The sequence below is a fragment of the Pseudomonas arcuscaelestis genome (genome assembly GCF_016881005.1).
Lineage (GTDB): Bacteria > Pseudomonadota > Gammaproteobacteria > Pseudomonadales > Pseudomonadaceae > Aquipseudomonas > Aquipseudomonas arcuscaelestis.
Genome location: NZ_JACOPV010000004.1, coordinates 360,447 through 386,730 on the forward strand (window position 1 = coordinate 360,447; position 26,284 = coordinate 386,730).

At 59.3% G+C, this 26,284-nt stretch carries 23 protein-coding genes; 12 read left to right on the forward strand and 11 right to left on the reverse strand.

Annotated elements, in window-relative coordinates; translation table 11 throughout:
• Nucleotides 1-51: 51 nt before the first annotated feature.
• The gene (locus tag H8F21_RS08000; protein WP_203479892.1) at nt 52-2,229 is read right to left on the reverse strand and encodes a malate synthase G; all 2,178 of its coding nucleotides are present in this window, start codon (nt 2,227-2,229) and stop codon (nt 52-54) included.
• A 438-nt stretch (nt 2,230-2,667) separates the two neighbouring features.
• On the opposite strand from H8F21_RS08000, the gene H8F21_RS08005 reads away from it, so the two are divergent.
• Nucleotides 2,668-3,186, forward strand: a complete 519-nt coding sequence (locus tag H8F21_RS08005) for a glycine cleavage system transcriptional repressor (RefSeq protein WP_203479891.1) — start codon at nt 2,668-2,670, stop codon at nt 3,184-3,186.
• A gap of 211 nt (nt 3,187-3,397) precedes the next feature.
• Here the strand turns inward: H8F21_RS08005 and rarD are convergent, their stop codons facing one another.
• The 5 genes from rarD to H8F21_RS08030 form a co-directional block, all read right to left on the reverse strand.
• Nucleotides 3,398-4,285 carry an EamA family transporter RarD gene (gene rarD / locus H8F21_RS08010; RefSeq protein WP_203479890.1) on the reverse strand — a complete coding sequence of 296 codons (888 nt, stop codon included), beginning with the start codon at nt 4,283-4,285 and terminating at the stop codon, nt 3,398-3,400.
• 63 nt (nt 4,286-4,348) lie between these two features.
• Nucleotides 4,349-5,323, reverse strand: a complete 975-nt coding sequence (locus H8F21_RS08015) for a serine/threonine protein kinase (RefSeq protein ID WP_203584194.1) — start codon at nt 5,321-5,323, stop codon at nt 4,349-4,351.
• A gap of 63 nt (nt 5,324-5,386) precedes the next feature.
• A complete protein-coding gene (locus H8F21_RS08020; protein ID WP_203479888.1) occupies nt 5,387-7,288 on the reverse strand; it encodes a PhoX family protein in 1,902 nt (633 codons plus the stop codon).
• A gap of 64 nt (nt 7,289-7,352) precedes the next feature.
• On the reverse strand, nt 7,353-8,117 hold the full coding sequence (locus tag H8F21_RS08025) for a TOBE domain-containing protein (RefSeq protein WP_203479887.1): 765 nt from the start codon (nt 8,115-8,117) through the stop codon (nt 7,353-7,355).
• A 61-nt stretch (nt 8,118-8,178) separates the two neighbouring features.
• A complete protein-coding gene (locus H8F21_RS08030) occupies nt 8,179-8,916 on the reverse strand; it encodes a ComF family protein (protein ID WP_203479886.1) in 738 nt (245 codons plus the stop codon).
• 88 nt (nt 8,917-9,004) lie between these two features.
• Between H8F21_RS08030 and bioB the strand changes: the two genes are divergently transcribed.
• The 9 genes from bioB (at nt 9,005) to H8F21_RS08075 (ending at nt 19,353) form a co-directional block, all read left to right on the forward strand.
• Complete coding sequence (gene bioB / locus H8F21_RS08035) at nt 9,005-10,063, forward strand: biotin synthase BioB (protein ID WP_203543804.1); 1,059 nt, start codon at nt 9,005-9,007, stop codon at nt 10,061-10,063.
• Nucleotides 10,064-10,070: 7 nt separating this feature from the next.
• Nucleotides 10,071-11,243, forward strand: coding sequence for an 8-amino-7-oxononanoate synthase (gene bioF / locus H8F21_RS08040; RefSeq protein ID WP_203479884.1), 1,173 nt, complete (start codon nt 10,071-10,073; stop codon nt 11,241-11,243).
• Nucleotides 11,236-11,967, forward strand: coding sequence for an alpha/beta fold hydrolase (locus tag H8F21_RS08045; RefSeq protein WP_203479883.1), 732 nt, complete (start codon nt 11,236-11,238; stop codon nt 11,965-11,967). The genes bioF and H8F21_RS08045 overlap by 8 nt, the downstream gene beginning before the upstream one ends.
• Complete coding sequence (gene bioC / locus H8F21_RS08050; RefSeq protein ID WP_203479882.1) at nt 11,960-12,784, forward strand: malonyl-ACP O-methyltransferase BioC; 825 nt, start codon at nt 11,960-11,962, stop codon at nt 12,782-12,784. Before H8F21_RS08045 ends, bioC begins: the two co-directional genes overlap by 8 nt.
• A gap of 1 nt (nt 12,785) precedes the next feature.
• Nucleotides 12,786-13,466, forward strand: coding sequence for a dethiobiotin synthase (bioD, locus tag H8F21_RS08055; protein WP_203479881.1), 681 nt, complete (start codon nt 12,786-12,788; stop codon nt 13,464-13,466).
• Nucleotides 13,467-13,574: 108 nt separating this feature from the next.
• On the forward strand, nt 13,575-13,871 hold the full coding sequence (locus tag H8F21_RS08060; RefSeq protein ID WP_203479880.1) for a pyrroloquinoline quinone biosynthesis protein PqqE: 297 nt from the start codon (nt 13,575-13,577) through the stop codon (nt 13,869-13,871).
• A 268-nt stretch (nt 13,872-14,139) separates the two neighbouring features.
• Nucleotides 14,140-15,945, forward strand: a complete 1,806-nt coding sequence (locus H8F21_RS08065) for an acyl-CoA dehydrogenase C-terminal domain-containing protein (RefSeq protein WP_203479879.1) — start codon at nt 14,140-14,142, stop codon at nt 15,943-15,945.
• Nucleotides 15,946-16,167: 222 nt separating this feature from the next.
• Nucleotides 16,168-17,451: a GGDEF domain-containing protein gene (locus H8F21_RS08070; RefSeq protein ID WP_203479878.1), complete on the forward strand. Its 1,284-nt coding sequence runs from the start codon at nt 16,168-16,170 to the stop codon at nt 17,449-17,451.
• A 123-nt stretch (nt 17,452-17,574) separates the two neighbouring features.
• Complete coding sequence (locus H8F21_RS08075; protein ID WP_203479877.1) at nt 17,575-19,353, forward strand: acyl-CoA dehydrogenase C-terminal domain-containing protein; 1,779 nt, start codon at nt 17,575-17,577, stop codon at nt 19,351-19,353.
• 238 nt (nt 19,354-19,591) lie between these two features.
• On the opposite strand, the gene H8F21_RS08080 is transcribed toward H8F21_RS08075, so the two are convergent.
• On the reverse strand, nt 19,592-20,515 hold the full coding sequence (locus H8F21_RS08080; protein ID WP_203479876.1) for a LysR family transcriptional regulator: 924 nt from the start codon (nt 20,513-20,515) through the stop codon (nt 19,592-19,594).
• 158 nt (nt 20,516-20,673) lie between these two features.
• Here H8F21_RS08080 and H8F21_RS08085 point away from each other — a divergent pair, with 158 nt between their 5' ends.
• Together H8F21_RS08085 and H8F21_RS08090 are read left to right on the forward strand one after the other, a co-directional pair.
• Nucleotides 20,674-21,951: an aspartate aminotransferase family protein gene (locus tag H8F21_RS08085; protein WP_203479875.1), complete on the forward strand. Its 1,278-nt coding sequence runs from the start codon at nt 20,674-20,676 to the stop codon at nt 21,949-21,951.
• A gap of 163 nt (nt 21,952-22,114) precedes the next feature.
• Nucleotides 22,115-22,273 carry a YqaE/Pmp3 family membrane protein gene (locus H8F21_RS08090; protein WP_003177654.1) on the forward strand — a complete coding sequence of 53 codons (159 nt, stop codon included), beginning with the start codon at nt 22,115-22,117 and terminating at the stop codon, nt 22,271-22,273.
• Between the two features lie 43 nt (nt 22,274-22,316).
• On the opposite strand, the gene H8F21_RS08095 is transcribed toward H8F21_RS08090, so the two are convergent.
• Genes H8F21_RS08095 through pqqC form a run of 4 tightly spaced genes read right to left on the reverse strand, consistent with a single transcriptional unit; the run spans nt 22,317 to nt 26,280 of the window.
• Nucleotides 22,317-24,155 (reverse strand): S9 family peptidase, encoded by a 1,839-nt coding sequence (locus tag H8F21_RS08095; RefSeq protein ID WP_203479874.1) that lies wholly within the window; start codon nt 24,153-24,155, stop codon nt 22,317-22,319.
• The gene (pqqE, locus tag H8F21_RS08100; protein WP_203479873.1) at nt 24,121-25,281 is read right to left on the reverse strand and encodes a pyrroloquinoline quinone biosynthesis protein PqqE; all 1,161 of its coding nucleotides are present in this window, start codon (nt 25,279-25,281) and stop codon (nt 24,121-24,123) included. The genes H8F21_RS08095 and pqqE overlap by 35 nt, the downstream gene beginning before the upstream one ends.
• Nucleotides 25,253-25,528, reverse strand: coding sequence for a pyrroloquinoline quinone biosynthesis peptide chaperone PqqD (pqqD, locus tag H8F21_RS08105; RefSeq protein ID WP_203479872.1), 276 nt, complete (start codon nt 25,526-25,528; stop codon nt 25,253-25,255). The genes pqqE and pqqD overlap by 29 nt, the downstream gene beginning before the upstream one ends.
• Nucleotides 25,525-26,280 (reverse strand): pyrroloquinoline-quinone synthase PqqC, encoded by a 756-nt coding sequence (gene pqqC / locus H8F21_RS08110; RefSeq protein WP_136474187.1) that lies wholly within the window; start codon nt 26,278-26,280, stop codon nt 25,525-25,527. Before pqqC ends, pqqD begins: the two co-directional genes overlap by 4 nt.
• Nucleotides 26,281-26,284: the final 4 nt, after the last annotated feature.

Genomic DNA, 26,284 nt, shown 5'->3' on the forward strand with positions numbered 1-26,284 from the left:
AAGCCCGCTCCACTGAGGGAGCGGGCCTGTCTCGCGATAAAGGCGACGCGATTACAGGCCGTTCTTGGCCTTGAACTCACGACGACGACGATGCAGGACCGGCTCGGTGTAGCCGTTCGGCTGCTTGGTGCCTTCTACCACCAGCTCGACGGCCGCCTGGAAGGCGATATTGTCGTCGAAGTTTGGTGCCAGCGGACGGTACAGCGGGTCGTTGGCGTTCTGCTTGTCGACTACCGGAGCCATGCGCTTGAGGCTTTCCAGTACCTGGGCCTCGTTGACAATGCCGTGACGCAGCCAGTTGGCCAGAAGCTGGGCGGAAATGCGCAGGGTCGCGCGGTCTTCCATCAAGCCGACGTCATTGATGTCTGGCACCTTCGAACAACCGACACCCTGGTCGATCCAGCGCACAACGTAACCGAGGATGCCCTGGGCGTTGTTGTCCAGCTCGTTGCGGATTTCTTCTTCGGACCAATTGGTGTCTGTTGCCAGCGGAATGGTCAGAATGTCATCCACCGACGCAGGCGCACGCTTGGCCAGTTCGGCCTGGCGAGCGAATACGTCAACCTTGTGGTAGTGCAATGCATGCAGTGCTGCGGCAGTCGGCGACGGTACCCAGGCAGTGTTGGCGCCTGCCAGCGGGTGAGCGATTTTCTGCTCGAGCATGTCGGCCATCAGATCAGGCATGGCCCACATGCCTTTGCCGATCTGGGCGCGGCCTTGCAGACCGGTAGCCAGGCCGATATCGACGTTGGAGTTCTCGTAGGCGCCAATCCACTTCTGGGTTTTCATGGCGCCCTTGCGCACGACAGCGCCTGCTTCCATGGAGGTGTGGATTTCGTCACCGGTGCGGTCGAGGAAGCCGGTGTTGATGAACACCACACGCTCACTGGCGGCTTTGATACAGGCCTTGAGGTTGACCGTGGTACGGCGCTCCTCGTCCATGATGCCGACCTTCAGGGTATTACGCTTCATACCCAGAACGTCTTCGATGCGGCCGAACAGCTCGTTGGTGAACGCTGCTTCTTCCGGACCGTGCATCTTCGGCTTAACGATGTAGACCGAACCGGTACGGCTGTTCTTACGGCTGGTGTTGCCGTTGATGTTGTGAATTGCGGCAAGGTTGGTGATCAGGCCGTCGAGAATACCCTCTGGCACTTCATTGCCATCTTTGTCGAGGATTGCGTCGATGGTCATCAAGTGGCCGACGTTACGCACAAACAGCAAGGAGCGACCGTGCAGGGTCACTGTTCCACCGTTAGGTGCGGTGTATTCGCGGTCCGGGTTCATGGTCCGGGTGAAGGTCTGACCGCCTTTGCTGACGCTTTCCGACAGGTCGCCTTTCATCAGGCCGAGCCAGTTGCGGTAGATCACTACCTTGTCGTCGGCATCGACAGCGGCAACCGAGTCTTCGCAGTCCATGATGGTGGTCAGGGCGGCTTCCATCAGCACGTCCTTGACCCCGGCAGCGTCGGTCTGGCCGACCGGAGTGCTGGCGTCGAACTGGATTTCGAAGTGCAGGCCATTGTGCTTGAGCAGAATGGACGTTGGCGCTGAAGCGTCGCCGAGGAAACCGATCAGCTGTGCGTCATCGCGCAGGCCACTGTTGCTGCCGCCTTTGAGGGCAACGACCAGTTTGCCGCCTTCGATGCGGTAGGCAGTGGAATCGACGTGCGAGCCAGCAGCCAGTGGTGCGGACTCATCGAGGAAGGCACGGGCGAAGGCGATAACCTTGTCACCGCGAACCTTGTTGTAGCCTTTGCCTTTTTCCGCACCGCCAGCTTCGCTGATGGCATCGGTGCCGTACAGGGCATCGTACAGCGAGCCCCAGCGGGCGTTGGACGCGTTCAGGGCAAAGCGCGCATTCATCACCGGCACAACCAACTGTGGACCGGCCATGCGGGCAATTTCGTCGTCGACGTTCTGGGTCGAAGCCTGGAAGTCTGCTGCTTCTGGCAGCAAGTAACCGATGTCCTGGAGGAAGGCTTTGTAAGCCACGGCATCGTGAGCCTGGCCTTGACGCGCCTGGTGCCAGGCATCGATCTGTGCCTGCAGTGCGTCACGTTTGGCCAGCAGTGCTTTGTTCTTTGGAGCGAGGTCGTTGATGATCTTTTCTGCCCCCACCCAGAACTGCTCGGCGTTGACGCCGGTTCCAGGAATGGCTTCGTTGTTCACGAAGTCGAACAGGACTTTGGCGACCTGAAGGCCACCGACTTGAACGTGTTCAGTCATTGCTTGCCTCACTCTCTCTGCTCAGCTATTGCTCTTCTATTTAAGCCTTTCGCGCTTCTCTAAATACGGCACCAGAACTTGCCCTTTGGGCGGCTGGGTGCGGCCTGCCAGACGGGCTGGCGGGCGGTTGCGTATTTTCGCAGGCGCCTTGGCAGACATCGGTTTGAACGTTTTGTAGTCCACGCAGCGGCATACTACATGATGCGCCGCAGTTGTGAAAATCAGACTAAATACGTCGTTCTGCGACTAATAAGTCGCAGAAATTCACGCCGGGAGACAGCATGTTCTCAAAAAAGTGACGGATTGTTCCAGATAAATCTTGAAACAGTACACGATTGCTTTGAAAAAGCTGCTGCGGCAGGTTGCCGCGGCTTGCCTATACTTTCTGCGCGCCCCGAGTTTTTGGGCGTTTCAAGGCAATCAGCAGAGGAATGGCGCGTGGATCATCTCGTTTTGACAGTAATCGCCCCAGACAAGGCAGGCCAGGTAGAACGCATCGCCGAATGCATTGCCGAGCACAACGGCAACTGGCTGGAAAGCCGCATGTCGCGCATGGCCGGTCAGTTCGCCGGCATCCTGCGCGTGGCGGTGCCGGCTGAATCCTACGACGAGTTAGTCGGCGCTCTGAAGGCATTGAGCAAGTACGACATTCGCGTGTTGATTGCCGAGAGTGGTATTGAACCCTCATGCACCTGGAAACCGATCGCGATGGAACTGGTCGGCAATGACCGCCCGGGCATTGTCAGGGACATAACGCGTCTGCTTGCCGAGCAGGGGGTCAATCTGGAGCGCTTCACCACGGATGTACGACCAGCGCCCATGAGCAGCGAGCCGCTGTTTCACGCCGACGCTTTGTTGGCGATGCCACTGACCCTTTCCCTGGAGTCGTTGCAAACCAAGCTCGAAGCGCTGGCCGACGACCTGATGGTTGAACTCAAGCTGCGCCCGGAAGAATAGTTATCCCGATTTGCCGGGGACCGGCCTGTGGATAAGCTGGGGGAAGCTGGCGCTAGCCCAGGTGGGTCGTGGCTTTGCGAAGGTTGAGCAAAAAACCACCAATAATCAGCAGCTTGTGCACAAAGTACGGGGATGAGGGTGTGGATAACCTTGGGAGAGGTTGCTGCAGGCCACGACGGGCGTGGCTTGCACGGGTTTGTACGTTTTTTGATCAGCGACGTCGGCGCAGGCTCAACCACGCATCGACGCTGTAGAGGGCAAGGCCTGCCCAGATGAACATGAAGGCAACCAGTGTGCTGTTCGACAAATGCTCACCAAAAAGCAGTACCGCCTGCAGCAAAACAAGGGTAGGCGCCAGGTACTGCAGGAAGCCCAGAGTGGTATAGGGCAGATGGCGGGCTGCCGCGTTGAAACATACCAGCGGGATCAGCGTGACAGGGCCTGCGGCAACCAGCCAGAGCGCTTCGCTGCTGGTGTAGAAGTCTGGATTGGCACTTGCCGCCAGGGGGTTCAGAAGCAGCCAACCGACTGCCAGGGGTACCAGCATCCAGGTTTCCACCACTAGTCCGGGCAGGGCTGCAACCGGCGCTTGTTTGCGGATCAGTCCATAGAAGCCAAAGCTCAACGCCAGCACCAATGAAACCCAGGGCAGGCTACCAACCTGCCAGACCTGCTGAGCCACCCCCAGTGCTGCCAGGCCGACGGCAACCCATTGCAGACGGCGCAAGCGTTCACCCAAGAGCAGCATGCCCAGAAGCACGTTGATCAGTGGGTTGATGTAGTAGCCCAAACTGGCTTCGAGCATGCGACCGTTGTTCACCGACCAGACGTAGGTCAGCCAGTTGCCAGCAATCAACGAGCCGCTAAGGGCTAGAATTGCCAGGCGCTTGGGGTTCTCGCGTAATTCGCGCCACCAGCCCGGGTGTTTCCACACCAAGAGAAGCAGGGAGCCGAACAGGGCTGACCAGAGCACGCGATGGACAATGATTTCCACCGCCGGAACGCTTTGTAGTGCTTTGAAATATAGGGGAAACAAACCCCAAATGATGTAGGCACTCAGGCCCAGGATATAACCGCGGCGGGGGTTGGCAGCGTGCATGCAGATTCCTTGCTTAGGCAGCTAACTAAAAGCACCGCTATTGTAGACAGACTCGGGCGCGCTTCAGAACAATTTCAGTGGTTCTTCGTCAAGAGCGGCCATTTGCTCGCGCAAGGCGAGTATCTGATCACCCCAATAACGCTCCTGTCCAAACCAGGGGAAACTGCGCGGAAACGCCGGGTCGTCCCAGCGCCGGGCAAGCCAGGCGCTGTAATGCAGCAGGCGCAGGGCGCGCAGTGGCTCGATCAATGCCAGTTCGCGTGGGTCGAATTCATGGAATTCGTTGTAGCCATCCATCAACTCGGCCAGTTGCCCGAGGCGCTCGTGGCGATCACCGGCGAGCATCATCCACAGGTCCTGGACAGCTGGCCCCATGCGGCAATCGTCAAGGTCGACGATGTGGAAAACTTCATCGCGGCACATCATGTTGCCGGGGTGGCAGTCACCATGCAGGCGAATGGTTTTGTGTGGAGTGTTGGCGTAAACGTTTTCTACCCGCTTGAGCAAGTCCCGGGCTACTGATTCAAAGGCCGGTAGCAGGCTCTTGGGTACAAAGTTGCCCTCGAGCAGCGTGGCCAGTGAGGCGTGTCCGAAGTTATCCACCGCCAGTGCTTCGCGGTGTTCGAATGGTCGAGTGGCGCCGACTGCGTGCAAGCGACCGAGCAATTGGCCGAGGCGATAGAGCTGGTCCAGGTTGCCAGGCTCCGGCGCGCGGCCACCGCGGCGAGGAAACAAGGTGAAGCGGAAGCCGCTGTGTTCGAACAGGGTCTCACCGTTGTGGATAAGTGGCGCCACCACGGGTACTTCACAATCGGCCAGTTCAGCAGTGAAGCTGTGTTCTTCGAGAATTGCAGCGTTGCTCCAGCGATCCGGGCGATAGAACTTGGCGATCAGCGGCTCGGCATCTTCGATACCCACTTGATAGACACGGTTCTCGTAGCTGTTGAGCGCCAGAACGCGAGCATCGCTGAGAAAGCCGATGCTCTCTACGGCGTCGAGAACCAGGTCGGGCGTGAGCGTTTCGAAGGGATGGGACATGTCAGTTCCTGCTGTGCGGTTCCCTGCATGGTATCGCACATTCACCCCGCCGCTTAGCCCGGCTCAGGTCCCGACGATTCCACCATCCTCTCGGCGGATAGCCATGACCGATGAGCGCGGCTTGCCATTGGGCAGGTGCTCGGGGAAGGTCGACCCGCCGGTTTCACCTGGATGCTGGATACCCACGAACAGGGTGCGCTGGTCTGCGGCGAAAGCGATGCCGGTTACCTCACACGCCACCGGGCCAACCATGAAGCGACGGATTTCACCGCTGACCGGGTCGGCGCACAGCATCTGGTTGTTGCCCATGCCGGCAAAATCACCGCTGTTGCTGTAGTCGCCATCGGTAAGGATCCACAAGCGACCATCGGCATCGAACCCCAGCCCATCGGGGCTGTTGAACATGTTTTGCGGGGTGATGTTGCTGGAGCCACCCTTGGCATCGTGCGGATGTACCGACGGGTTGCCAGCCACTACGAACAGATCCCAGTCGAAACTCATGGCGCCATGATCGTCAGCGCTTTCCTTCCAGCGCAGGATTTGCCCATAGAGGTTTTTTTCGCGCGGGTTGGGGCCCCCTGCAGGCTGGCCTTCCTCTCCACGTTTGACGTTGTTGGTCAGGGTGCAATACACCTGGCCGTCCTTGGGGCTGACAACGATCCACTCCGGGCGGTCCATGCGCGTTGCCTTGAGCTGGCTGGCGGCCAGGCGAGCATGGATCAGCACCTGTGCCTGGCTGGCGAAGCCGTTGGCAGCGATCAGGCCATTCTTGCCGTGGGTCATTTCCAGCCACTGGCCTTTGCCGCGCGGGTGGTCGGCGTGCTGATCGCCGTCGTCGAAGCGAGCAACATAGAGCGTGCCGTGATCAAGCAGGCTGCGGTTGGCGCTGGGTGTCTTATGGTCGATGCGGTCGCGGCTGATGAACTTGTAAATGAACTCGCCGCGCTCATCGTCGCCCATGTAGACCACAGCCCGGCCATCACGGGTTTCACTCAGCGCCGCATTCTCGTGTTTGAAGCGACCCAGCGCCGTGCGCTTGATGGGGGTTGAATCAGGATCGAACGGGTCGATTTCCACCACCCAGCCGTGGCGGTTTAGTTCGTTGGGGTTCTTCGCCAGATCGAAGCGGGGGTCGTGGGGATGCCAGCCGATCTCTTTGCCGCTGACCGAAGCACCGTAGCGCTTTTGCCCGGCATCGAATTGCTGTGCCTGATCGCTGCTGCCGAAGCAGTCGGTGAAGTTTTCTTCGCAGGTCAGATAGGTACCCCAGGGCGTCTTGCCGTTGGCGCAATTCTGGAACGTGCCGAGGGCCTTGCGGCCGCTGTTGTCGGCAGCGGTCTTGAGCCACGCATCGCCAGCGGCAGGGCCGCTGATTCGGATCGGTGAGTTGCCGTGGATGCGCCGGTTATAGCGCGAGTCCTGGACAAACTGCCATTGACCGTTGCTGCGCTGGATTTCGATTACCGATACACCTTCGGCCGCCTGAGCCTTGTGCACCTCTTCAGCCGAAGTCGGCTGACCGCCGTGTGGGTACAGGTAGCGGTAGTTGGTGTATTCGTTGTTGATGGCCATCAACGCGCGATTTTCATCACCCGGGAAGGGAAATAGGCTCATACCGTCATTGTTGTCACCAAACTGCACTTCCTGAGCCTTGGCTGTGCCTTGTCCGGATACATCGAACGCGGGGGCATTGGCGTGCAGCGGTTGCCCCCAACTGATCAGCACTGAGGCCTTGTAGCCGGCGGGCAGGCTGATGCTGTCGGCGGTTGCGGCGGGAATGCTGGCAAAGCCGAGCAGACTGCTATTGGCCGTACTGACACTGGCGGCCATCACGCTGCGGCTAAGCAGGTTGCCGCCCAGGAACAAGGCGGCGCCGCACAGGGCACCGGCGCCGATGAAGCGGCGCCGACTCAAGCTCGCCAGTTGTTCAAGATCGGTTGGTTGGTGTTCTTCTAATAGGTTCATGACAGGCTTCCTGCGGGTTTGGCAGTCACCTTAGTCAGCACTTATGACGGTTTTGTGTCGCTTTTTATGCAGGCGTTCCGATAAGTACGTAGGACGGTTGAAACTGAACGCGTAACTCGCTCCCGGGAACCACGGCATGACGGTCGAGCCAGGCAGGTTCGGCGAAGGCACACAGCGTTTGTCCGTTGGTCAGTGCCAGACGAACTTCAGTGGGCGACGAAACTTCTGCAAGCAAGGATTCGACCCTGGCCTGCAAACAGTTGTAACCCTCTTCTAGGGTTTCCTGAGGCGCCAGCAGGGTCAACCAGCCAGCCTTGATCAAGGCAATTACAGTTGCTCCGGGCGCAAGCTCAAGGCGCTGGGTGCTGTCACGGGTAATCAGCGCTTCAATGTTCAGGTCGCCGGCCAGGGCCAGGCAGATTCGGTCGTATTGTCCTTCTGCCTGAATGGCTTGAACACGACCCTGCAACTGGTTGCGCGCACTGGTGCGCAGCATCAGGCGGCCCAGCAGGTCGAGATCACTGGCGTCTTCGGCCGCTTCTAGAATTTGCGCCTGCAATGCCTGCAGGCGCTGGTAGAGGCGCAATACTCGCAGGCCTTCCTTGGACAGCTTCGCGCCACCACCGCCGCGCCCGCCAACACTGCGTTCCACCAACGGACTTGCGGCGAGATTGTTGAGCTCGTCAATGGCGTCCCAGGCGGCCTTGTAACTCATGCCGGCACTCTTTGCCGCACGGGTTATCGAGCCTTGCTCGGCAATGTGCTGGAGCAGGGCAATGCGCTGGGGGCGACGCACAATGTGTTGAGTGAGCAGGGCAGGCAAGGGCATGGGACTAGACGGATATCGAGGATGGTATCTGGCATGAAAGTGCCCGTACCCTGGCGGCAAGTCAAGCACTGCCAGGCTTGGCGGTGCGCGCCAGGCAGTAGACATCGACCCGGCGGACTCCAGCCTTGCGCAGCAGACTGGCGATCGCTTGCGCAGTGGCGCCGGTAGTTAGCACATCGTCTATGAGCGCCACATGTCGACCTTCGAGTGCCTGGGTATCCTCAATGGCAAAGGCCTGGTGCAGGTTGCGCTTACGCTCGCGGGCCTTCAGTCCTTGCTGTGCTGGCGTATCGACCAGACGCTTGAGGCTTAGCTCTGTGCAGGGAATTCCAGTGTGCGTGGCCAACCAGCGAGCCAGCATTGCGGCCTGGTTATAGCCACGCTGACGCAACTTGCGACGGCTCAAGGGAACAGGCAAAAGCAGCGTCGGACGCGGTAGACCTTCGCCAAAGCGATGTGTTAACCAGCGACCGAGCAACTGAGCCAGCAGGCGTCCTGTTGGCCACTGGCTGTTGTACTTGAACCGACTGATCAGAGCATCCAGCGGAAAACCGTAATGCCAAGGTGTTTCAACCCGGTAGAACGCGGGTGCGCGACGCGTGCACTGTGCGCAGGTCAAGCCATGCATGGGCAACGGCAGTGCGCAAACCTGGCAGCCATCGCCCAGCCAGGGCAGTTCGATCTCGCAGGCCACGCAGAGCGGGTAAGGCTGCTCGGTGGTTTCGTTGCAGAGCAAACACTGCTGATTAATATTTGTACACTTGTAAACCATGCGTTTCAGTTGCAGTTGACAGCGCATCTGGCTTCCTTAACTATGCGAACTATCCGTGATGCGCTGGCGGGCAATCCTTGTCCGGCGCTTGATAAGCCTAAACAAGGAATCGCCGATGAGCGCCAGCACAACTGCAACAACACGTCACGACTGGACCCTGGCCGAGGTCAAGGCGCTGTTCCAGCAGCCGTTCAATGACCTGATGTTCCAGGCGCAAACCGTGCACCGTGCGCATTTCGACGCCAACCGTGTTCAGGTTTCGACTTTGTTGTCGATCAAGACCGGCGCCTGCCCGGAGGATTGCAAATATTGTCCACAGTCCGGCCACTACAACACCGGACTGGAAAAGCAGAAGTTGATGGAAGTGCAGAAGGTCCTCGAAGAGGCTGCCCGCGCCAAAGCCATTGGTTCAACTCGTTTCTGCATGGGCGCCGCCTGGAAACACCCGTCGGCTAAAGACATGCCTTATGTGCTGCAGATGGTCAAAGGGGTGAAGGCAATGGGCCTGGAAACCTGCATGACCCTGGGCAAGCTCGACCAGGAACAGACCGAGGCGTTGGCGCAGGCCGGGCTGGACTACTACAACCACAACCTCGATACCTCGCCTGAGTTCTACGGCAGCATCATTACCACCCGCACTTACAGCGAGCGCCTTCAAACGCTGTCCTACGTGCGTGACGCCGGCATGAAGATCTGCTCGGGCGGGATCCTGGGTATGGGCGAGTCGCTGGATGACCGTGCCGGCTTGCTTATTCAGTTGGCTAACCTGCCGGAGCACCCTGAATCGGTACCGATCAACATGCTGGTCAAGGTTGCCGGTACGCCGCTGGAGAACGCCGAAGAAGTCGACCCATTCGACTTTATTCGCATGCTCGCGGTCGCGCGGATCCTGATGCCGAAGTCGCATGTGCGCTTGTCGGCGGGGCGCGAGGCGATGAACGAGCAGATGCAGGCCTTGGCCTTCTTTGCCGGTGCCAACTCGATTTTCTACGGTGAGAAACTGCTGACCACTGCCAACCCTCAAGCTGACAAGGATATGCAGCTGTTCGCCCGTCTGGGAATCCAGCCCGAAGCCCGGGAGGAGCATGCCGACGAAGTTCATCAGGCAGCCATCGAGCAGGCGCTGATCGAGCACAAGAGCAGCGAGCTGTTCTACAACGCCGCCTCGGCCTGAGGCGGTCATGGCATTTGATCTGCGCGCGCGGCTGGAGCAACGTCGCGCCGCCGACCTGTATCGCCAGCGGCCATTGCTGGAGAGCCCGCAAGGCCCGCAGGTAGTGGTTGATGGTCAACCATTGCTGGCCTTTTGCAGCAACGATTATCTTGGCTTGGCCAATCATCCCGAGGTTATCGCAGCCTGGCGTGCCGGGGCCGAGCGCTGGGGCGTGGGCGGTGGAGCATCGCATCTGGTGATCGGCCACAGCACTCCCCATCACGAGGTGGAAGAGGCGCTCGCCGAACTTACCGGCCGTCCGCGTGCGCTGCTGTTTTCCACAGGCTACATGGCCAACCTCGGCGCGCTCACGGCATTGGTCGGCCAGGGTGATACGGTGTTGCAGGATCGTCTCAATCACGCCTCTTTGCTCGATGCCGGGTTGCTCAGCGGCGCCCGCTTCAACCGTTATCTGCACAATGACGCCAAGAGCCTGGCCAGTCGTCTGGAAAAGGCGGTGGGCAATACCCTGGTCGTTACCGATGGCGTTTTCAGCATGGATGGCGACATCGCCGATCTGCCGGCGCTGGCGGCGACAGCCAAGGCTGGCGATGCCTGGCTGATGGTTGATGATGCCCATGGCCTGGGAACGCTGGGCCGTAACGGCGGCGGAATCGTTGAGCATTTCGGCTTGAGCTGTGAGCAGGTACCGGTATTGATCGGCACACTGGGCAAGGCTTGTGGCACGGCCGGTGCCTTTGTAGCGGGTAGCGAGGAATTGATTGAGTGTCTGATTCAATTCGCGCGTCCCTACATCTATACCACCAGCCAGCCCCCGGCATTGGCGTGCGCAACCTTGCGCAGCCTGCAACTGTTGCGCAGCGAGCACTGGCGCCGCGAGCATCTGGCCGCGCTGATTCAGCAGTTTCGCAGCGGTGCAGAGCAGATCGGTTTGCAGTTGATGGACAGCTTTACCCCCATTCAGCCGATCCTGATCGGTGACAGTGCGCGGGCATTGCGCCTTTCGCAGATGCTGCGAGAGCGTGGCCTGCTGGTCACGGCAATTCGCCCACCGACAGTGCCGGCTGGCAGTGCTCGTCTGCGAGTCACCTTGAGCGCGGCGCACAGTGAAGCCCAGGTGCAGCTATTGTTGGATGCATTGGCCGACTGTTATCCGCTGCTGGAGCCCGCTGATGCGTAATCGATTGATACTTCTGCCGGGCTGGGGCCTGGGCCGTTCTGCATTACAGCCGTTGGTGGCAACGTTGCGTGCTATCGACCCCGGCCTGCAGGTTGAAATTCAGGACTTGCCCAGCCTGGTATCCAACGACCCCAATGACTGGCTCGACAAGCTCGACCGGCAGTTGCCGCGCAATGTCTGGCTTGGCGGTTGGTCGTTGGGCGGGATGCTGGCTGCCGAGTTGGCTGCGCGGCGGGGGGATGAGTGCTGCGGGCTGATCACCCTGGGCAGTAACCTCAGTTTTGTCAGTCGTCCAGATTGGCAGCATGGCATGGCTGTGGATACGTTCCAGACGTTCGTCGAGGGCTGCCGCTATCACACCCAAGTGACGCTCAAGCGCTTTGTTTCGCTGTGCAGCCAAGGGGCCGAGGATGCCCGCAGCCTGGCCCGCCTGCTCAGTGCCAGCATGCCTGAACCTGCTCCAGAACAATTGGTAGCCGGGCTCGAAGTGCTTGGCAGGCTGGATACCCGACCTGCCCTGCAAGCCTACGCGGGCCCGCAGTTGCATCTGTTTGCAGGCCGTGACGGCCTGGTTCCGGCGGAGGTTGCCGGTGTATTGCTCGAGGAATTACCCGACGTGGAAGTCGGGCTGCTTGAAGACAGTGCTCATGGTTTTGTTATGGAAACACCTCATGAGTTGGCAGCTGCCATAAAGGCCTTTGTACATGAGAGTGGCGATGACTGATCTTTCCCTGCCGGCCTTGCCCGGTGCGTTGCCCGACAAGCGTCAGGTGGCCGCCTCGTTCTCGCGCGCTGCCGCCAGTTACGACAGCGTTGCAGAGTTGCAGCGAGCGGTGGGCAATGCGTTGCTTCAGCAACTGCCCGTGCGCCTTGAAGCTCATCGTTGGCTAGACCTTGGCAGCGGCACCGGCTACTTCAGTCGCGCCTTGCACCGTCGCTTTCCTCAGGCTGCAGGTGTAGCCGTGGATATCGCCGAGGGTATGCTCCAGCACGCACGGTCGCAGGGTGGAGCCCATGCTCATGTGGTCGGCGATGCCGAACGCCTGCCACTTCAGGACTCAAGTGTCGAACTGATCTTTACCAGCCTGGCAGTGCAATGGTGCAGCGATTTTGGTGCGGTGCTCGATGAGGCCAGACGGGTTTTGCAGCCAGGCGGCGTGCTGGCCTTTACCAGCCTTTGTGCAGGCACGTTGCATGAGCTGCGCGAAAGCTGGCAGGCAGTCGATGGCATGGTGCATGTCAATCGCTTCCGCCCAATGCAGGAGTATCAGCGTCTGTGTGCCGCGAGCGGGCTGCACGTGCAGGCACTGGAGGTTCGGCCGCATGTCTTGCACTACAGCGATGTGCGCAGCCTGACCCACGAGCTCAAGGCCCTGGGTGCGCATAATCTCAATCCGGGCCGACCCGCGGGGTTGACCGGTCGAGAGCGGATGCAAGGACTGTTACGTGCCTACGAGCAGTTTCGTCAAAGCCAAGGGTTGCCAGCTACTTATCAGGTGGTCTACGGGATACTGCAAAAACCGTTGATGGAAGGGAAGTGATATGAGCCCGGGCTACTTCATTGCGGGAACCGATACCGATGTCGGCAAGACCACCGTCGCTGCCGGCTTGCTGCACGCCGCGCAATTGGCAGGCCTGACTACCCTCGGTGCCAAGCCGGTGGCATCGGGGTGCATTGCCACCGCCAAAGGACTACGCAACGACGATGCCATGGCGCTGATTGCGCAAAGCTCGATCAAGTTGCCCTACGAGCAGGTCAATCCCTTTGCTTTCGAACCTGCCATTGCGCCTCACTTGGCGGCTCGAGAGGCAGGGGTGGTGTTAAGTGTGCAAGGGCTTCTGACGCCCATGCGCCAGATTCTGGAGCAGGGCGCGGACTTCACCTTGATCGAAGGTGCGGGTGGGTGGCGCGTGCCGCTTTGCGACCAGGCCAACCTGTCGGATCTCGCCATTGCCTTGCAACTGCCGGTGATACTGGTAGTGGGTGTTCGCCTGGGATGCATCAGCCATGCGTTGCTCAGCGCTGAAGCCATCGCTCGCGACGGCCTGCAACTGGCTGGCTGGGTGGCCAACATCGTTGACCCGCGTACCTCGCGTCTGGAAGAAAACCTGGCGAGCCTGGCTGAGCGTTTGCCTGCGCCCTGTCTTGGTCGAGTGCCTAAACTCAAGCAGGCAAGCGCCGAGGCGGTGGCGGAGTACCTGCAACTGGACCTGCTGGACTAGTCAGGCTCTATCACATGGCAGCATGCCATTATTCATTTCAACGGGCCTTTTGCCTGATTGTTTGTTTCAATAGTGGCTGTTCGCCTTTTTGCGGCATGGAGTCTCGACATGGAAATCTCAGGCAACTCAGCATTCTACGCAGGACTCGGCACGATCCAGGCCGGACAGAACCGCGTTGATCAGGCCGCCAGCCAGATCGCCAATACTACCGTCGAACGTGCCGCCACCAGCCAATCCAGTGACTATCAGGCCGAGCGCCTGCGTGCGGTTGATCGCAGCCAACAGATGGACCTGGCTACCAGTACTGTGGAAATGGCCTTGGGCAAACATCAGGTTGAGCTCGGGGTCAAAGTCGCCAAAGCATCCGACGAAATGCTTGGCACGCTGATCGACACCTACGCCTGAGCACCACGCCGCGCACTTTGAGCGCTTCCCTCTAATCTTTGAGTATCAGCACCTTGGCCTTGCTGCCAGGTGCTTGCCTGCGCGTGCGCGAAGCGTTTTGCTGGCTGAACGGGATAGTCTTGCACGCGTGAACCGCTGCCTGGTTGACGCTTGACAAGTTTTCGACGTAAACGTATGTTTCAAACAACTGTTTGACCGAAAGTCGCCAAGCGCTGGTCGGTCTGTCGCGGTCTCCCTATCCAGGATTCATCAGCAGAGGTTCATCGCTATGCCGGATTACAAAGCCCCCTTGCGTGATATTCGCTTCGTTCGTGACGAGCTGCTGGGTTACGAAGCGCATTATCAGAGCCTGCCGGCTTGCCAGGACGCCACTCCAGACATGGTTAACGCCATTCTTGAAGAGGGCGCCAAGTTTTGTGAACAGGTTCTGGCTCCGCTGAACCGCGTTGGTGATCTGGAAGGCTGCACCTGGAGCGAGTCGGGTGTTAAGACCCCGACCGGTTTCAAGGAAGCCTACAAGCAGTTCGTCGAAGGCGGCTGGCCAAGCCTGGCGCATGACGTCGACCACGGTGGTCAAGGTCTGCCCGAGTCGCTGGGCCTGGCAGTCAGCGAAATGGTGGGTGAGTCGAACTGGTCGTGGGGCATGTACCCTGGCCTGTCCCACGGGGCGATGAACACCATCTCCGAGCACGGTACGCCCGAGCAGCAGGAAACCTATCTGACCAAGCTGGTGTCCGGCGAGTGGACCGGCACCATGTGCTTGACCGAGCCTCACTGCGGTACCGACCTGGGCATGCTGCGCACCAAGGCCGAGCCTCAGGCCGACGGTTCCTACAAAGTTACCGGCACCAAGATCTTCATCTCGGCCGGTGAACACGACATGGCCGACAACATCGTCCACATCGTGCTGGCACGCCTGCCGGATGCACCGGCTGGCACCAAAGGCATTTCCCTGTTCATCGTGCCGAAGTTCATGCCGACCGCCGAAGGCACTGTGGGTGAGCGCAACGCAGTGTCCTGTGGCTCGCTTGAGCACAAGATGGGCATTCACGGTAACGCCACCTGCGTGATGAACTTCGACGCCGCTACCGGCTACCTGATCGGCCCGGCCAACAAAGGCCTGAACTGCATGTTCACCTTCATGAACACTGCGCGCCTGGGTACCGCACTGCAAGGCCTGGCACATGCTGAAGTAGCGTTCCAGGGTGGCTTGAAATACGCTCGCGACCGCCTGCAAATGCGCTCGCTGACGGGGCCCAAAGCGCCGGAAAAAGCTGCTGACCCGATCATCGTCCACCCGGATGTACGTCGCATGCTGCTGACCATGAAGGCCTTCGCTGAAGGTAACCGCGCCATGGTTTACTTCACTGCCAAGCAGGTCGACATCGTCAAGTACAGCCAGGACGAAGAAGAGAAGAAGAAAGCCGATGCCCTGCTGGCGTTCATGACGCCGATTGCCAAGGCATTCATGACCGAAGTTGGCTTTGAGTCGGCCAACCACGGTGTACAGATCTATGGCGGCCACGGCTTCATCGCCGAGTGGGGCATGGAGCAAAACGTTCGCGACAGCCGTATCTCGATGTTGTACGAAGGCACCACCGGTATCCAGGCACTGGACCTGCTCGGCCGTAAAGTGTTGATGACACAAGGCGAAGCACTCAAGGGCTTCACCAAGATCGTGCACAAGTTCTGCCAGGGCAATGAAGGCAACGAAGCTATCAGCGAGTTCGTCACACCGCTGGCCCAACTGAACAAAGAGTGGGGCGAGCTGACCATGAAGGTTGGTATGGCTGCGATGAAAGATCGCGAAGAAGTCGGTGCTGCCTCGGTGGACTACCTGATGTATTCCGGTTACGCCTGCCTGGCTTACTTCTGGGCCGACATGGCTCGTCTGGCTGCCGAGAAACTAGCTGCCGGCACTAGCGATGAAGCGTTCTACACCGCCAAGCTGCAGACTGCACGCTTCTACTTCCAGCGTATCCTGCCGCGTACTCGCACTCATGTTGCCACGATGCTGTCGGGTGCCAATAACCTGATGGACATGAACGAAGAGCATTTCGGTCTTTCGTACTAAGTCATCTGCTGTAGCGAAAAACGCCTGCCCTAATCGGCAGGCGTTTTTTTTTCTGCATAAAGCGTAGGAATGGGCGCGCAGCGACGGTGAAATCCGAGTGCAGGGTAAACGCTCGGGAAAAGAGTTATGCAGTTCCGACCAAGTGTATTCATCTATTCATGTGCGCTGCCGACACATTAAAGGCACAATGCCATTATTGATCTGCCGGGTCGGAGATTACCCTTGTTTCGTTTATCCGCTGTACGACCAAGTCACTTTTTGCCGTCTGTCTGCCTGTTGGTTTCCGGGCTCGCCGCCGCTTATGTCAGAGACCTGAGTGTCTTCTTCACATCGCTGTTCAATGTCCTGCCTACCCTGGTGCTGTTACTGGGTGGCGCCTACTGCGCTGTTTATCGCCGTCAGCGTGAACTGTTTCTGATGGTCACGGTGTACATCGCCTATTTTCTGCTCGATACCCAAACCGATTTCTACCGCGACAATGGCCTTGTCCGTGAAGACGCAGCGGTGGTGTTCCATCTTGTCTGTTTGCTGCTGCCGCTGATGTTCGCGCTATACGGCGCCTGGCAGGAGCGCACGCATCTGTTCCAGGACATGGTTGCACGCTTCGCGGTGCTACTGGCTGTCGGCAGTGTTGCCCTGGGCCTGGAGCAGAGTTTTCCCCAGGCACTGCTGGGGTGGCTGGCCGAGATTCGCTGGCCTGCCCTGCACGGTCAATGGATGAGCTTGATCCAGCTGGCCTATCCGGTGTTCTTCGTCGCCTTCGCCGTGCTGGTGGTGCAATACCTGCGTGAGCCGAGGCCCTTGCATGCCGCACAGGTCATAGGCCTGATCGGCATATTCTGGATGCTGCCGAAGACGTTCATCCTACCCTTCACCCTCAACATCATGTGCAGTCAGGTGATGTTGATGATTGCTGCTGCGGTGTCCCACGAGGCTTATCAAATGGCCTTCCGTGATGAGCTGACCGGCTTGCCTGGCCGTCGAGCACTCAATGAGCGTATGCAGCGCCTGGGGCGCAATTACGTGCTGGCCATGACTGACGTCGATCACTTCAAGAAATTCAACGATACCCACGGTCACGATGTTGGCGACCAGGTGCTACGCCTGGTCGCCAGCAAGCTGTCCAAGGTCACCGGTGGCGGTCGAGCCTATCGCTATGGCGGTGAAGAGTTCGCCTTGGTGTTCGCCGGCAAGAGCATCGAGGAATGCATGCCGCACCTGGAAGCGGTGCGTGAAGTGATCGCCAATTACAACATCCAGTTGCGTAACCAGGACAACCGTCCTCAGGACGATCAACAAGGTCGTCAACGACGCAGTGGGACGGGCGCAGCGAGCGTATCGGTGACTATCAGCATTGGGGTGAGCGAGCGCCTCATCGATCATCGCTCACCCGATGCAGTGCTCAAGTCGGCGGATCAGGCGCTCTACAGCGCCAAGGGCGCGGGTCGCAATTGCGTCATGGCTCATGGGTACCAAGCCAAGCGCGGGGCTGTGCGCACGGCGTGACTTGATTTGACTGCCTGGTCATGTGATGACCCTATGTCTCGCAAAAGTTGTTCGGTTACACTGCTCGCATAACAGTGACACGGTCCTGCGGGACCGTCCCCGACTCAAGTGTGAGAGGTTGCCATGGCTGACTATAAAGCGCCCCTGCGTGATATGCGCTTCGTCCTCAATGAAGTCTTCGAAGTCGCCAAACTCTGGGCTCAGTTGCCGGGTTTGGCGGATGCGGTTGACGAGGAGACCGCCCTGGCGGTGCTGGAGGAGGCTGGCAAAGTCACTGGCAAGAGCATCGCGCCGCTGAGCCGCAGCGGTGACGAAGAGGGTTGCCATTGGGACGACGGCGCTGTGCGCACGCCAGCCGGTTTCATCGAAGCCTACAAAACTTACGCCGAAGGTGGCTGGGTGGGTGTAGGTGGGGATCCTGCCTATGGCGGCATGGGTATGCCCAAGGTGATCTCGGCCCAGGTCGAGGAAATGGTCAACTCTTCGAGCCTGGCGTTCGGGCTATACCCAATGCTGACCGCTGGCGCCTGCCTGTCGATCAACGCCCATGCCAGCGAAGCGCTCAAGGAAAAGTACCTGCCGAACATGTATGCCGGTATCTGGGCTGGCTCCATGTGCCTGACCGAACCTCACGCAGGTACCGACCTGGGCATCATTCGCACCAAGGCTGAGCCCCAGGCTGACGGCAGCTACAAAGTCAGTGGCACGAAGATATTCATTACCGGTGGCGAGCACGACCTGACTGAAAACATCATTCATCTGGTCTTGGCCAAACTTCCGGATGCACCCGCGGGTCCCAAGGGCATTTCCCTGTTCCTGGTGCCCAAGTTCATGGTCAACGCCGACGGCAGCCTGGGTGCGCGCAACCCGGCCAACTGTGGTTCGATTGAACACAAGATGGGTATCCAGGCTTCGGCCACCTGCGTCATGAACTTCGACGAAGCGGTGGGCTATCTGGTTGGCGAGCCCAACAAGGGCCTGGCGGCCATGTTCACCATGATGAACTACGAGCGTCTTGGCGTAGGAATCCAGGGCCTGGCTTCGGCAGAGCGCTCGTACCAAAATGCTATCGAATATGCGCGTGACCGTTTGCAGAGTCGTGCCCCTACCGGGCCGCAGGCCCAGGACAAGGCGGCCGACCCGATCATCGTTCACCCGGACGTACGTCGCATGCTGCTGACGATGAAAGCGTTCAACGAAGGTGGTCGCGCGTTCTCTACCTATGTAGCCATGCAACTGGACACCGCCAAGTACAGCGAAGATGCACCGACCCGCAAGCGTGCCGAGGAACTCGTCGCGTTGCTGACCCCGGTATCCAAGGCTTTCTTGACCGACCTGGGCCTTGAGACCACGGTGCATGGTCAGCAAGTCTTCGGCGGTCACGGCTACATTCGTGAGTGGGGCCAGGAGCAACTGGTTCGCGACGTGCGCATTACCCAGATCTATGAGGGCACCAACGGTATTCAGGCGCTGGATCTGATGGGCCGTAAAGTAGTAGGCAGTGGCGGTGCTCTGTACAAGCTGTTCGCCGACGAAATTCGCCATTTCACCGCCACTGCTGGCAATGAATTGAGCGAGTTCGTCACGCCGCTGAACGCTGCCCTGGACAATCTGGATGACCTGACTGCCTGGGTGCTTGATCGAGCGAAGAACAACCCCAACGAAATCGGCGCTGCATCGGTGGAATACCTGCAAGCGTTTGGCTATACCGCCTACGCCTATATGTGGGCGCTTATGGCGCGCACGGCGATGGCCAAGCATGGCGAAGATGATTTCTATGCCAGTAAGCTAGGCACTGCTCGCTTTTACTTCGCTCGCCTGCTGCCGCGGATTCACTCGCTCAGCGCCTCGGTGAAAGCCGGTAGCGAATCGCTGTATCTGCTGGATGCCGCACAGTTCTGATAGCCTCACGTCGTGTAAGCTTTTTCCTACACGACGTGGTGACTTTTCGCCTCTATCGAAAGATTGGATCCACCGCTAATCTACTTGCATGGACGTAGCGCAGGAAGCGCCAAGGATAGAACACGGACACGAAGGATTCCTGCCAGGATGGTGGGGCGAAATGGATGTCAGGGAAACAGTCTGCAAAACCCCGCCTCGGCGGGGTTTTCTTTTGCCTGCAGAAAAGTCCGGGTCCACGTCAGCCGAGCACATCCAGCGGTGATACCCCCATCTGCCTCGGATCAGCTTCTTCTTCCAGCAGTGTGCGCAACAGTTCGACAGTGGCCTGCTGGCGCTGCGCATCTCGAAACACCAGGCCTATCTTGAGTGGCACGCGAGGCTCGCTCAGCGGCTTCCAGAGCAGTTCCTGATCGTCTTCGACCACTTCCTTGGCGCGCCCGGGCAGCACTGTTGCGAGGGAGGTGTGACCGAGACTGTCGAGAATACCGGCCATGTTGTTCATTTCTGCCTGCACGTGCGGTCGCCGTCCGAGGTTGGCCAGTTGCGTCTGCCAGATCTGGCGCACCTGGAACTCTTCGCCGAGCAGCAGCATGGGCAACTCTGCCGCCTGTTTAAGCGAGACCTTCTTGAATTCCCGCAGAGGGTGAGTCTTGGGGATTACAAGCTGCAGCTCATCTTCGTACAGCATCAAGCCGTGTAGACCTGGTTGGCGTGGCGGCAGGTAGCTGATGCCGATATCCAGCGTGCCATTGAGCAAGCGCCTTTCGACCTCCAGCCCCGACAGCTCGTAAATTTGTACTACCAGGTTGGGTTGAGCCTTGCGCACTCGATCCAGAAGCTGTGGCACCAGGCTCGGCCTTACAATCTGCAATACACCAATGGCCAGAGTGCGCAGTGATTGTCCCTTGAAGTTGCGCAGCGCCTCGCGGGCCCGTTGCAGCCCATCGAGCAGGGGCAGGGCATGGTTGTATAACGTGTGCGCAGCGAGGGTCGGCAGCAAGCGCTTGTTGCTGCGCTCGAACAGGCTGACATCCAGGCTGTGTTCCAGTTGCCGAATCTGTTGCGAGAGCGCCGGTTGCGACAAGGAAAGGCGCTCGGCGGCCCGCCCGACATGGCCCTCTTCATACACCGCGACGAAATAACGCAGTTGGCGAAAATCCATAAGTAATACTTATCAAAAATGCTCGAAAAACCAAATGGCTGTTAGCCGCTAATACGCCTAGTCTATCCCGTATTCACAAGGCTTGCAGGGCCACAAGGCGCGATGAACACCATGTATCGGGATGTTGTTTACATAGGCTTGGCAAAAGGGTTGAAAATATGAATTTGTTCAATTTTCGACGTCCAGCGCCCGTTGTGGCCGAGCCCAAGCCGGTGCCGGTTGCTGCCAGCCCCGAGGTGCTTCCTATTGATTACCTGATGCCTGCCACTGAACGCGCAGCGCAGGTTTTTGTCCGCGGCCAGGGTTCCTGGCTATGGGACAGCGAAGGTCACGCTTATCTCGATTTCACGCAAGGCTGTGCAGTCAACAGCCTCGGCCATAGCCCGAGTGTGCTGGTGAAAGCCTTGGGCAGTCAGGCCCAGGCGTTGATCAATCCGGGTGCCGGTTTTCACAATCGTGGCTTGCTCAAGTTGGTAAGTCTGCTTTGCCAGAGTACGGGCAGTGATCAGGCCTATCTGCTCAACAGCGGGGCCGAAGCCTGCGAAGGGGCGATCAAGCTGGCGCGTAAATGGGGTCAGCTGCACCGTAACGGCGCCTACCACATCATTACTGCAAGCCAGAGCTGCCACGGCCGGAGCCTGGGTGCGTTGTCGGCTTCCGATCCTTCACAGTGCATTCGCTGTGAGCCGGAACTGCCAGGCTTCAGCAAGGTACCCTTCAATGATTTGGAGGCGCTGCACGCCGCTGTCGATTCGCGCACCGTGGCGATCATGCTTGAGCCTATTCAGGGCGAAGCCGGTGTCATTCCGGCTACTGCTGCCTACCTCAAGGGCGTCGAACGTCTATGCCGTGAGTTGGGCATCCTGTTGATTCTCGATGAAGTGCAGACCGGTGTCGGCCGCTGTGGCGCACTGCTCGCCGAGCAAACCTACGACGTGCGCGCCGACATCATCACCTTGGGCAAGGGCTTGGGGGGTGGTGTACCACTGGCCGCTTTACTGGCCCGTGGCAGTGCCTGCTGCGCCGAAGCGGGCGAACTTGAAGGCAGCCACCATGGCAATGCGCTGATGAGTGCTGCCGGTCTTGCGGTATTGGAGACTGTGCTGGAGCCGGGCTTTTTCGAGCAAGTTCAGGACTCCGGCCGCCATTTACGCGATGGCTTGAGCCGCCTCGCCGGCCGCTATGGACAGAGCGAAGTACGCGGCCAGGGCCTGTTGTGGGCGCTGCAGCTTAGCGAAGACAATGCCGCTGAACTGGTCAAGGCCGCCCTGCATGAAGGACTGCTGCTCAATGCGCCGCAAGCCGATGTGCTGCGTTTGTCGCCAGCACTGACCGTAAGCAAGGGCAATATCGATGAAATGCTGTTGCGTCTGGCCAGGGCTTTTGCCCGGGTGCATTCGGCGCAACAGCACCAGCGGCGTGAAGCCACTGCCTGATTTTTTTCACCTTTGGTGAAGTAACCGAACCGTCTCGCGTTCCTGCGCATCGCCCCGGGCCTGTAGTTTTTGGCCTGGGGCGTTTTTTTATCTGCTCTGGGTGGGTTGAACCCTGGGGCAGCGCTACAGTCAGTTCTAGTACATCTTTGAAGGGAACTGCCCAATGGACTTTATTCGCATCATCATCGCCATTCTCCTGCCGCCACTTGGCGTATTCCTGCAGGTCGGCTTTGGCGGCGCCTTCTGGCTCAACATTCTGCTGACGTTGCTGGGCTATATTCCGGGCATCGTCCATGCGGTGTACATCATCGCCAAGCGATAACTTTCAACGGTGCTGGCAGTGCACACATGGCCAAGCCAACCCATCAGTTGTCTTCCAGCACCTGCCGATAAAACTTCCATTCCTCTTCCAGCGCGTGGGCAAGGTTGGCCGCCGTGCGAAAACCGTGGCGCTCCGAGGGGTAGAAATGCCCCTCGGCACGAATACCGTTGGCTTTGAGGGCCGCGAGCATTGAGCGTGTCTGTTCTGGCACTACCACGGCGTCCAGTTCCCCCTGAAAGAAAATCACCGGTGCCTTGATGTTCGCTGCGTGCAACAGCGGTGTGCGTTGTTTATAGCGCTCGGCATCCTTGAGCGGATCACCGATCAGCCAGTCCAGGTAATCCCCTTCGAATTTGTGCGTTGCGCGAGCCAGGGCTTGGGGATCACTGACACCATAAAGACTGGCGCCAGCGCGGAATATAGAGTGAAAGGCCAGCGCGCAAAGTGTGGTGTAGCCACCGGCACTGCCGCCGCGAATAAATGCCTTGGCCGGATCGATCAGGCCACGTGAGGCCAAGTGCGCAACCACCGAACAGGCATCTTCGACATCTATTTCTCCCCAGCGCAGATGCAGGGCTTGGCGGTATGCCCGACCGTAGCCGCTGCTGCCGCGGTAGTTGAGATCGGCCACGGCGAAACCGCGCTGGGTCCAGTATTGAATACGTGGATCAAGGGCCGGGTAGCAGGCCGAGGTTGGTCCACCATGCACGAAGACGATCAGAGGCGGGCGCTGTACATCGTTCATCGCCGGATAAAAGAAACCGTGGGCGATGCCGTTACCGCTGGGATAGCGCAACGGCTGCGGACAGCTGATGCGCTCTGCAGGCAAAGGCGGTGCGCCACCCGCCAGCACTTTTACGCAATGGTTGACGCGATCGATGGCAATGACAGCCGACGGGCGGGTCGGTGACGCAGCGATGGCGTAGAGAAAGTCCTGATCCAGGTCCAGGCAGCGTAAACGGCTGTAATGCGTGTCTATCAGTTGCTGGGTACCATCGTTGTGGCACTGACCCAAACGGCTGAAGCCATCTTCGAACCAGGTAGCCAGATAGTGGTGTTCATCCAGCCCAAGCCAGGTGCTGGCGCCCAATTGCCACGGTGCGGCGGCATGATCGGCATGTGCGGCAGGCAGGGCGCTCCAGCCTTGTGCAGTTTCTGCCCAGGGTTGCCAGAAGCCGTTGCGATCTGACAGGCAATACAAGCGTCCATGGCTGTCGAAACGCGGTTGCTGCAGGGATTGCGCTGGCCCTTGGTTGCCTGCGATACAGCGTGGCTGTCCCCACTGACCATCAGCTTTGCGCACACTGCAGAGTAGCCGCGTAGCGGTCCAGGGCTGGTCGGGCCTGCTCCATTCGATCCACGCCAGGCGCGAGCCATCATCGCTCAAGGTGGGTGCGGCATAAAAATCCGCACCTTGGGCCAACACCTCGCGCAATTGCGGGGCTATTGCCACCAGGCGATGTTCCACTCGGTCTGCGCAATGGGTTTCTTCAACGGCCAGAACCTGACCAGCAGCCCAGCGCAGATCACCGTAACGACGCTCGCCTTGTGTAAGCGGTTGAGGCAGGCCGCCGAGCAGATCCTGGGTGTAGAGTTGTTGGTCGGCCTCGTTGACGAACACCAAGCCCTCATCGTTCAGGCAAAAGCTGCCACCGCCGTATTCATAGACGCGGCTGCGAACGCTATAGCCATCCGGCGTCAGACAGTGCGCCTGGCCGTTGCGCCAGTGCCAGACTCGGCAAGCACCATCGCGGGGACGGAACTCATTCCAGAACAGGCCTTGCGGCCCAACCTTCAATTCGGCGAAATCGGTGCCGGCAGCGACTGCCTGTTCGGCGCTGAATCGCTCAGCCGCGGAAGATGACTCGGGAGTTACGCTCATTGCGGAAGGTCAACTCATCAATGTTCAACTGGGCGTGCTCGGCTTCCTCGCGGGCCTTGAGAATAATCCCGTGGTCCGCAGATTTGGCGCAGACCGGGTCAGCATTACTGGCGTCACCGGTGAGCATGTAGGCCTGGCAGCGACAGCCGCCGAAGTCCTTTTCCTTTTCATCGCAGGAGCGGCACGGCTCGGGCATCCAGTCATAACCGCGGAAACGGTTGAAACCGAATGAGTCGTACCAGATGTGCTGCATGCTGTGATCGCGCACGTTGGGGAACTGCACCGGTAGTTGTCGCGCGCCGTGGCAAGGCAAGGCGGTGCCATCCGGTGTCACGGTAAGGAATACGCTGCCCCATCCGTTCATGCAGCCTTTGGGGCGTTCTTCGTAATAGTCGGGTGTGACAAAAATTAGCTTGCACGGATTACCGGCCGCCTTGAGTCGCTCGCGATACTCATTGGTAATGCGTTCGGCGCGCTCCAGCTGTGCACGGGTTGGTAGCAGGCCGACCCGGTTCAAATGGGCCCAGCCGTAGAATTGGCAGGTGGCCAGCTCGACAAAATCGGCCTCAAGCGCGATGCACAGCTCAATGATGCGATCGATCTTGTCGATGTTGTGACGGTGGGTGACGAAATTGAGCACCATCGGATAGCCGTGAGCTTTCACCGCTCGAGCCATCTCGAGCTTTTGTGCAAAAGCTTTTTTCGAGCCGGCCAGCAAGTTGTTCACCTGTTCGTCGCTGGCCTGAAAACTGATCTGGATATGGTCCAGGCCAGCTTCTTTGAAGGTCGCTATTTTTTCCTCGGTTAGCCCGATGCCGGAGGTGATCAAGTTGGTGTAGTAGCCCAGGCGCCGGCCTTCGCCGATCAACTCGGCCAAGTCCTGGCGCACCAGCGGCTCGCCACCGGAAAACCCCAGCTGTGCGGCGCCCATTTCCCGGGCCTCGGCCATAACCTTGAACCACTGGTCGGTGCTCAGTTCCTGGCCTTGGGCGGCGAAATCCAATGGGTTCGAGCAGTAGGGGCATTGCAGTGGGCAGCGGTAGGTCAGCTCGGCCAGCAGCCACAGCGGTAACCCGACCTCAGGCTTGGCCGGTACTTCACTCAAGGACGATCCAGTGTTCGGCACGGGCGACCTCCATGAACTGCTCGATATCATCACCGAGCTCGGCTACCCCGGGGAATTGCGTGTCCAGCTCGGCAATGATCCCGGCAACATCACGCTGGCCATCGATCAGCCCGCCAATCAGGGCTGCACTTTCGTTCAGTTTGATCATGCCCTCGGGGTAGAGCAAGACATGTCCCTTTTGCGCCGGCTCGTACTGGAAGCGGTAGCCAGGGCGCCATTTTGGGGTTTGCGTACGATCAAAACTCATAAGGTGATTCCTTTGTGCCAGACCCGTTCGCTGGTAACGCTGTGGTAGGGCGGACGGTTCAGCTCATAGGCCATGCTCATGGCGTCGAGCATGCTCCACAAAATATCCAGCTTGAACTGCAGGATCTCCAGCATGCGCTGCTGGCCCTCAACAGTAGTGTAGTGCTGCAGCGTGATTGCCAGCCCATGTTCGACATCTCGGCGCGCCTGGCCCAGGCGCGTACGGAAGTACTCGTAACCAGCCGGGTCGATCCAGGGATAGTGTTGCGGCCAGCTGTCCAGGCGCGATTGGTGGATCTGCGGGGCAAACAGTTCGGTCAGCGAACTGCTGGCGGCTTCCTGCCAGCTGGCACGGCGAGCAAAATTCACATAGGCGTCCACAGCAAAGCGTACACCGGGAAGCACCAGCTCTTGGGAGCGCAACTGCTCGGGATCCAGCCCTACCGCCTGGCCCAGGCGCAGCCACGCCTCGATGCCACCGTCCTCGCCAGGCGCACCGTCATGGTCGAGCAGGCGCTGGATCCACTCTCGACGAATCTCGCGGTCCGGGCAGTTGGCCAGAATTGCCGCATCCTTGAGGGGGATGTTGACCTGGTAGTAGAACCGGTTGGCTACCCAGCCCTGAATCTGCTCGCGGCTGGCCCGGCCTTCGTACATCGCCACATGATAGGGGTGATGGATGTGGTAGTACGCGCCTTTGGCGCGCAGGGCATGTTCGAATTCGGCGGGGGACAGCGCTGTGGCGTCGCTCATGTCA

Bases quoted from the DNA above. Each gene is read 5' to 3' on its own strand.
- H8F21_RS08095 (WP_203479874.1), bottom strand. From the start codon at position 24,155: ATGAGCGTAACTCCCGAGTCATCTTCCGCGGCTGAGCGATTCAGCGCC.
- H8F21_RS08015 (WP_203584194.1), bottom strand. From the start codon at position 5,323: ATGTCCCATCCCTTCGAAACGCTCACGCCCGACCTGGTTCTCGACGCC.
- H8F21_RS08045 (WP_203479883.1), top strand. From the start codon at position 11,236: ATGCGTAATCGATTGATACTTCTGCCGGGCTGGGGCCTGGGCCGTTCT.
- pqqC (WP_136474187.1), bottom strand. From the start codon at position 26,280: ATGAGCGACGCCACAGCGCTGTCCCCCGCCGAATTCGAACATGCCCTG.
- bioB (WP_203543804.1), top strand. From the start codon at position 9,005: ATGAGCGCCAGCACAACTGCAACAACACGTCACGACTGGACCCTGGCC.
- H8F21_RS08000 (WP_203479892.1), bottom strand. From the start codon at position 2,229: ATGACTGAACACGTTCAAGTCGGTGGCCTTCAGGTCGCCAAAGTCCTG.
- H8F21_RS08020 (WP_203479888.1), bottom strand. From the start codon at position 7,288: ATGAACCTATTAGAAGAACACCAACCAACCGATCTTGAACAACTGGCG.
- H8F21_RS08075 (WP_203479877.1), top strand. From the start codon at position 17,575: ATGGCTGACTATAAAGCGCCCCTGCGTGATATGCGCTTCGTCCTCAAT.
- H8F21_RS08030 (WP_203479886.1), bottom strand. From the start codon at position 8,916: ATGCGCTGTCAACTGCAACTGAAACGCATGGTTTACAAGTGTACAAAT.
- H8F21_RS08060 (WP_203479880.1), top strand. From the start codon at position 13,575: ATGGAAATCTCAGGCAACTCAGCATTCTACGCAGGACTCGGCACGATC.
- H8F21_RS08025 (WP_203479887.1), bottom strand. From the start codon at position 8,117: ATGCCCTTGCCTGCCCTGCTCACTCAACACATTGTGCGTCGCCCCCAG.
- pqqD (WP_203479872.1), bottom strand. From the start codon at position 25,528: ATGAGTTTTGATCGTACGCAAACCCCAAAATGGCGCCCTGGCTACCGC.
- H8F21_RS08085 (WP_203479875.1), top strand. From the start codon at position 20,674: ATGAATTTGTTCAATTTTCGACGTCCAGCGCCCGTTGTGGCCGAGCCC.
- rarD (WP_203479890.1), bottom strand. From the start codon at position 4,285: ATGCACGCTGCCAACCCCCGCCGCGGTTATATCCTGGGCCTGAGTGCC.
- bioD (WP_203479881.1), top strand. From the start codon at position 12,786: ATGAGCCCGGGCTACTTCATTGCGGGAACCGATACCGATGTCGGCAAG.
- bioC (WP_203479882.1), top strand. From the start codon at position 11,960: ATGACTGATCTTTCCCTGCCGGCCTTGCCCGGTGCGTTGCCCGACAAG.
- bioF (WP_203479884.1), top strand. From the start codon at position 10,071: ATGGCATTTGATCTGCGCGCGCGGCTGGAGCAACGTCGCGCCGCCGAC.
- H8F21_RS08065 (WP_203479879.1), top strand. From the start codon at position 14,140: ATGCCGGATTACAAAGCCCCCTTGCGTGATATTCGCTTCGTTCGTGAC.
- H8F21_RS08090 (WP_003177654.1), top strand. From the start codon at position 22,115: ATGGACTTTATTCGCATCATCATCGCCATTCTCCTGCCGCCACTTGGC.
- H8F21_RS08080 (WP_203479876.1), bottom strand. From the start codon at position 20,515: ATGGATTTTCGCCAACTGCGTTATTTCGTCGCGGTGTATGAAGAGGGC.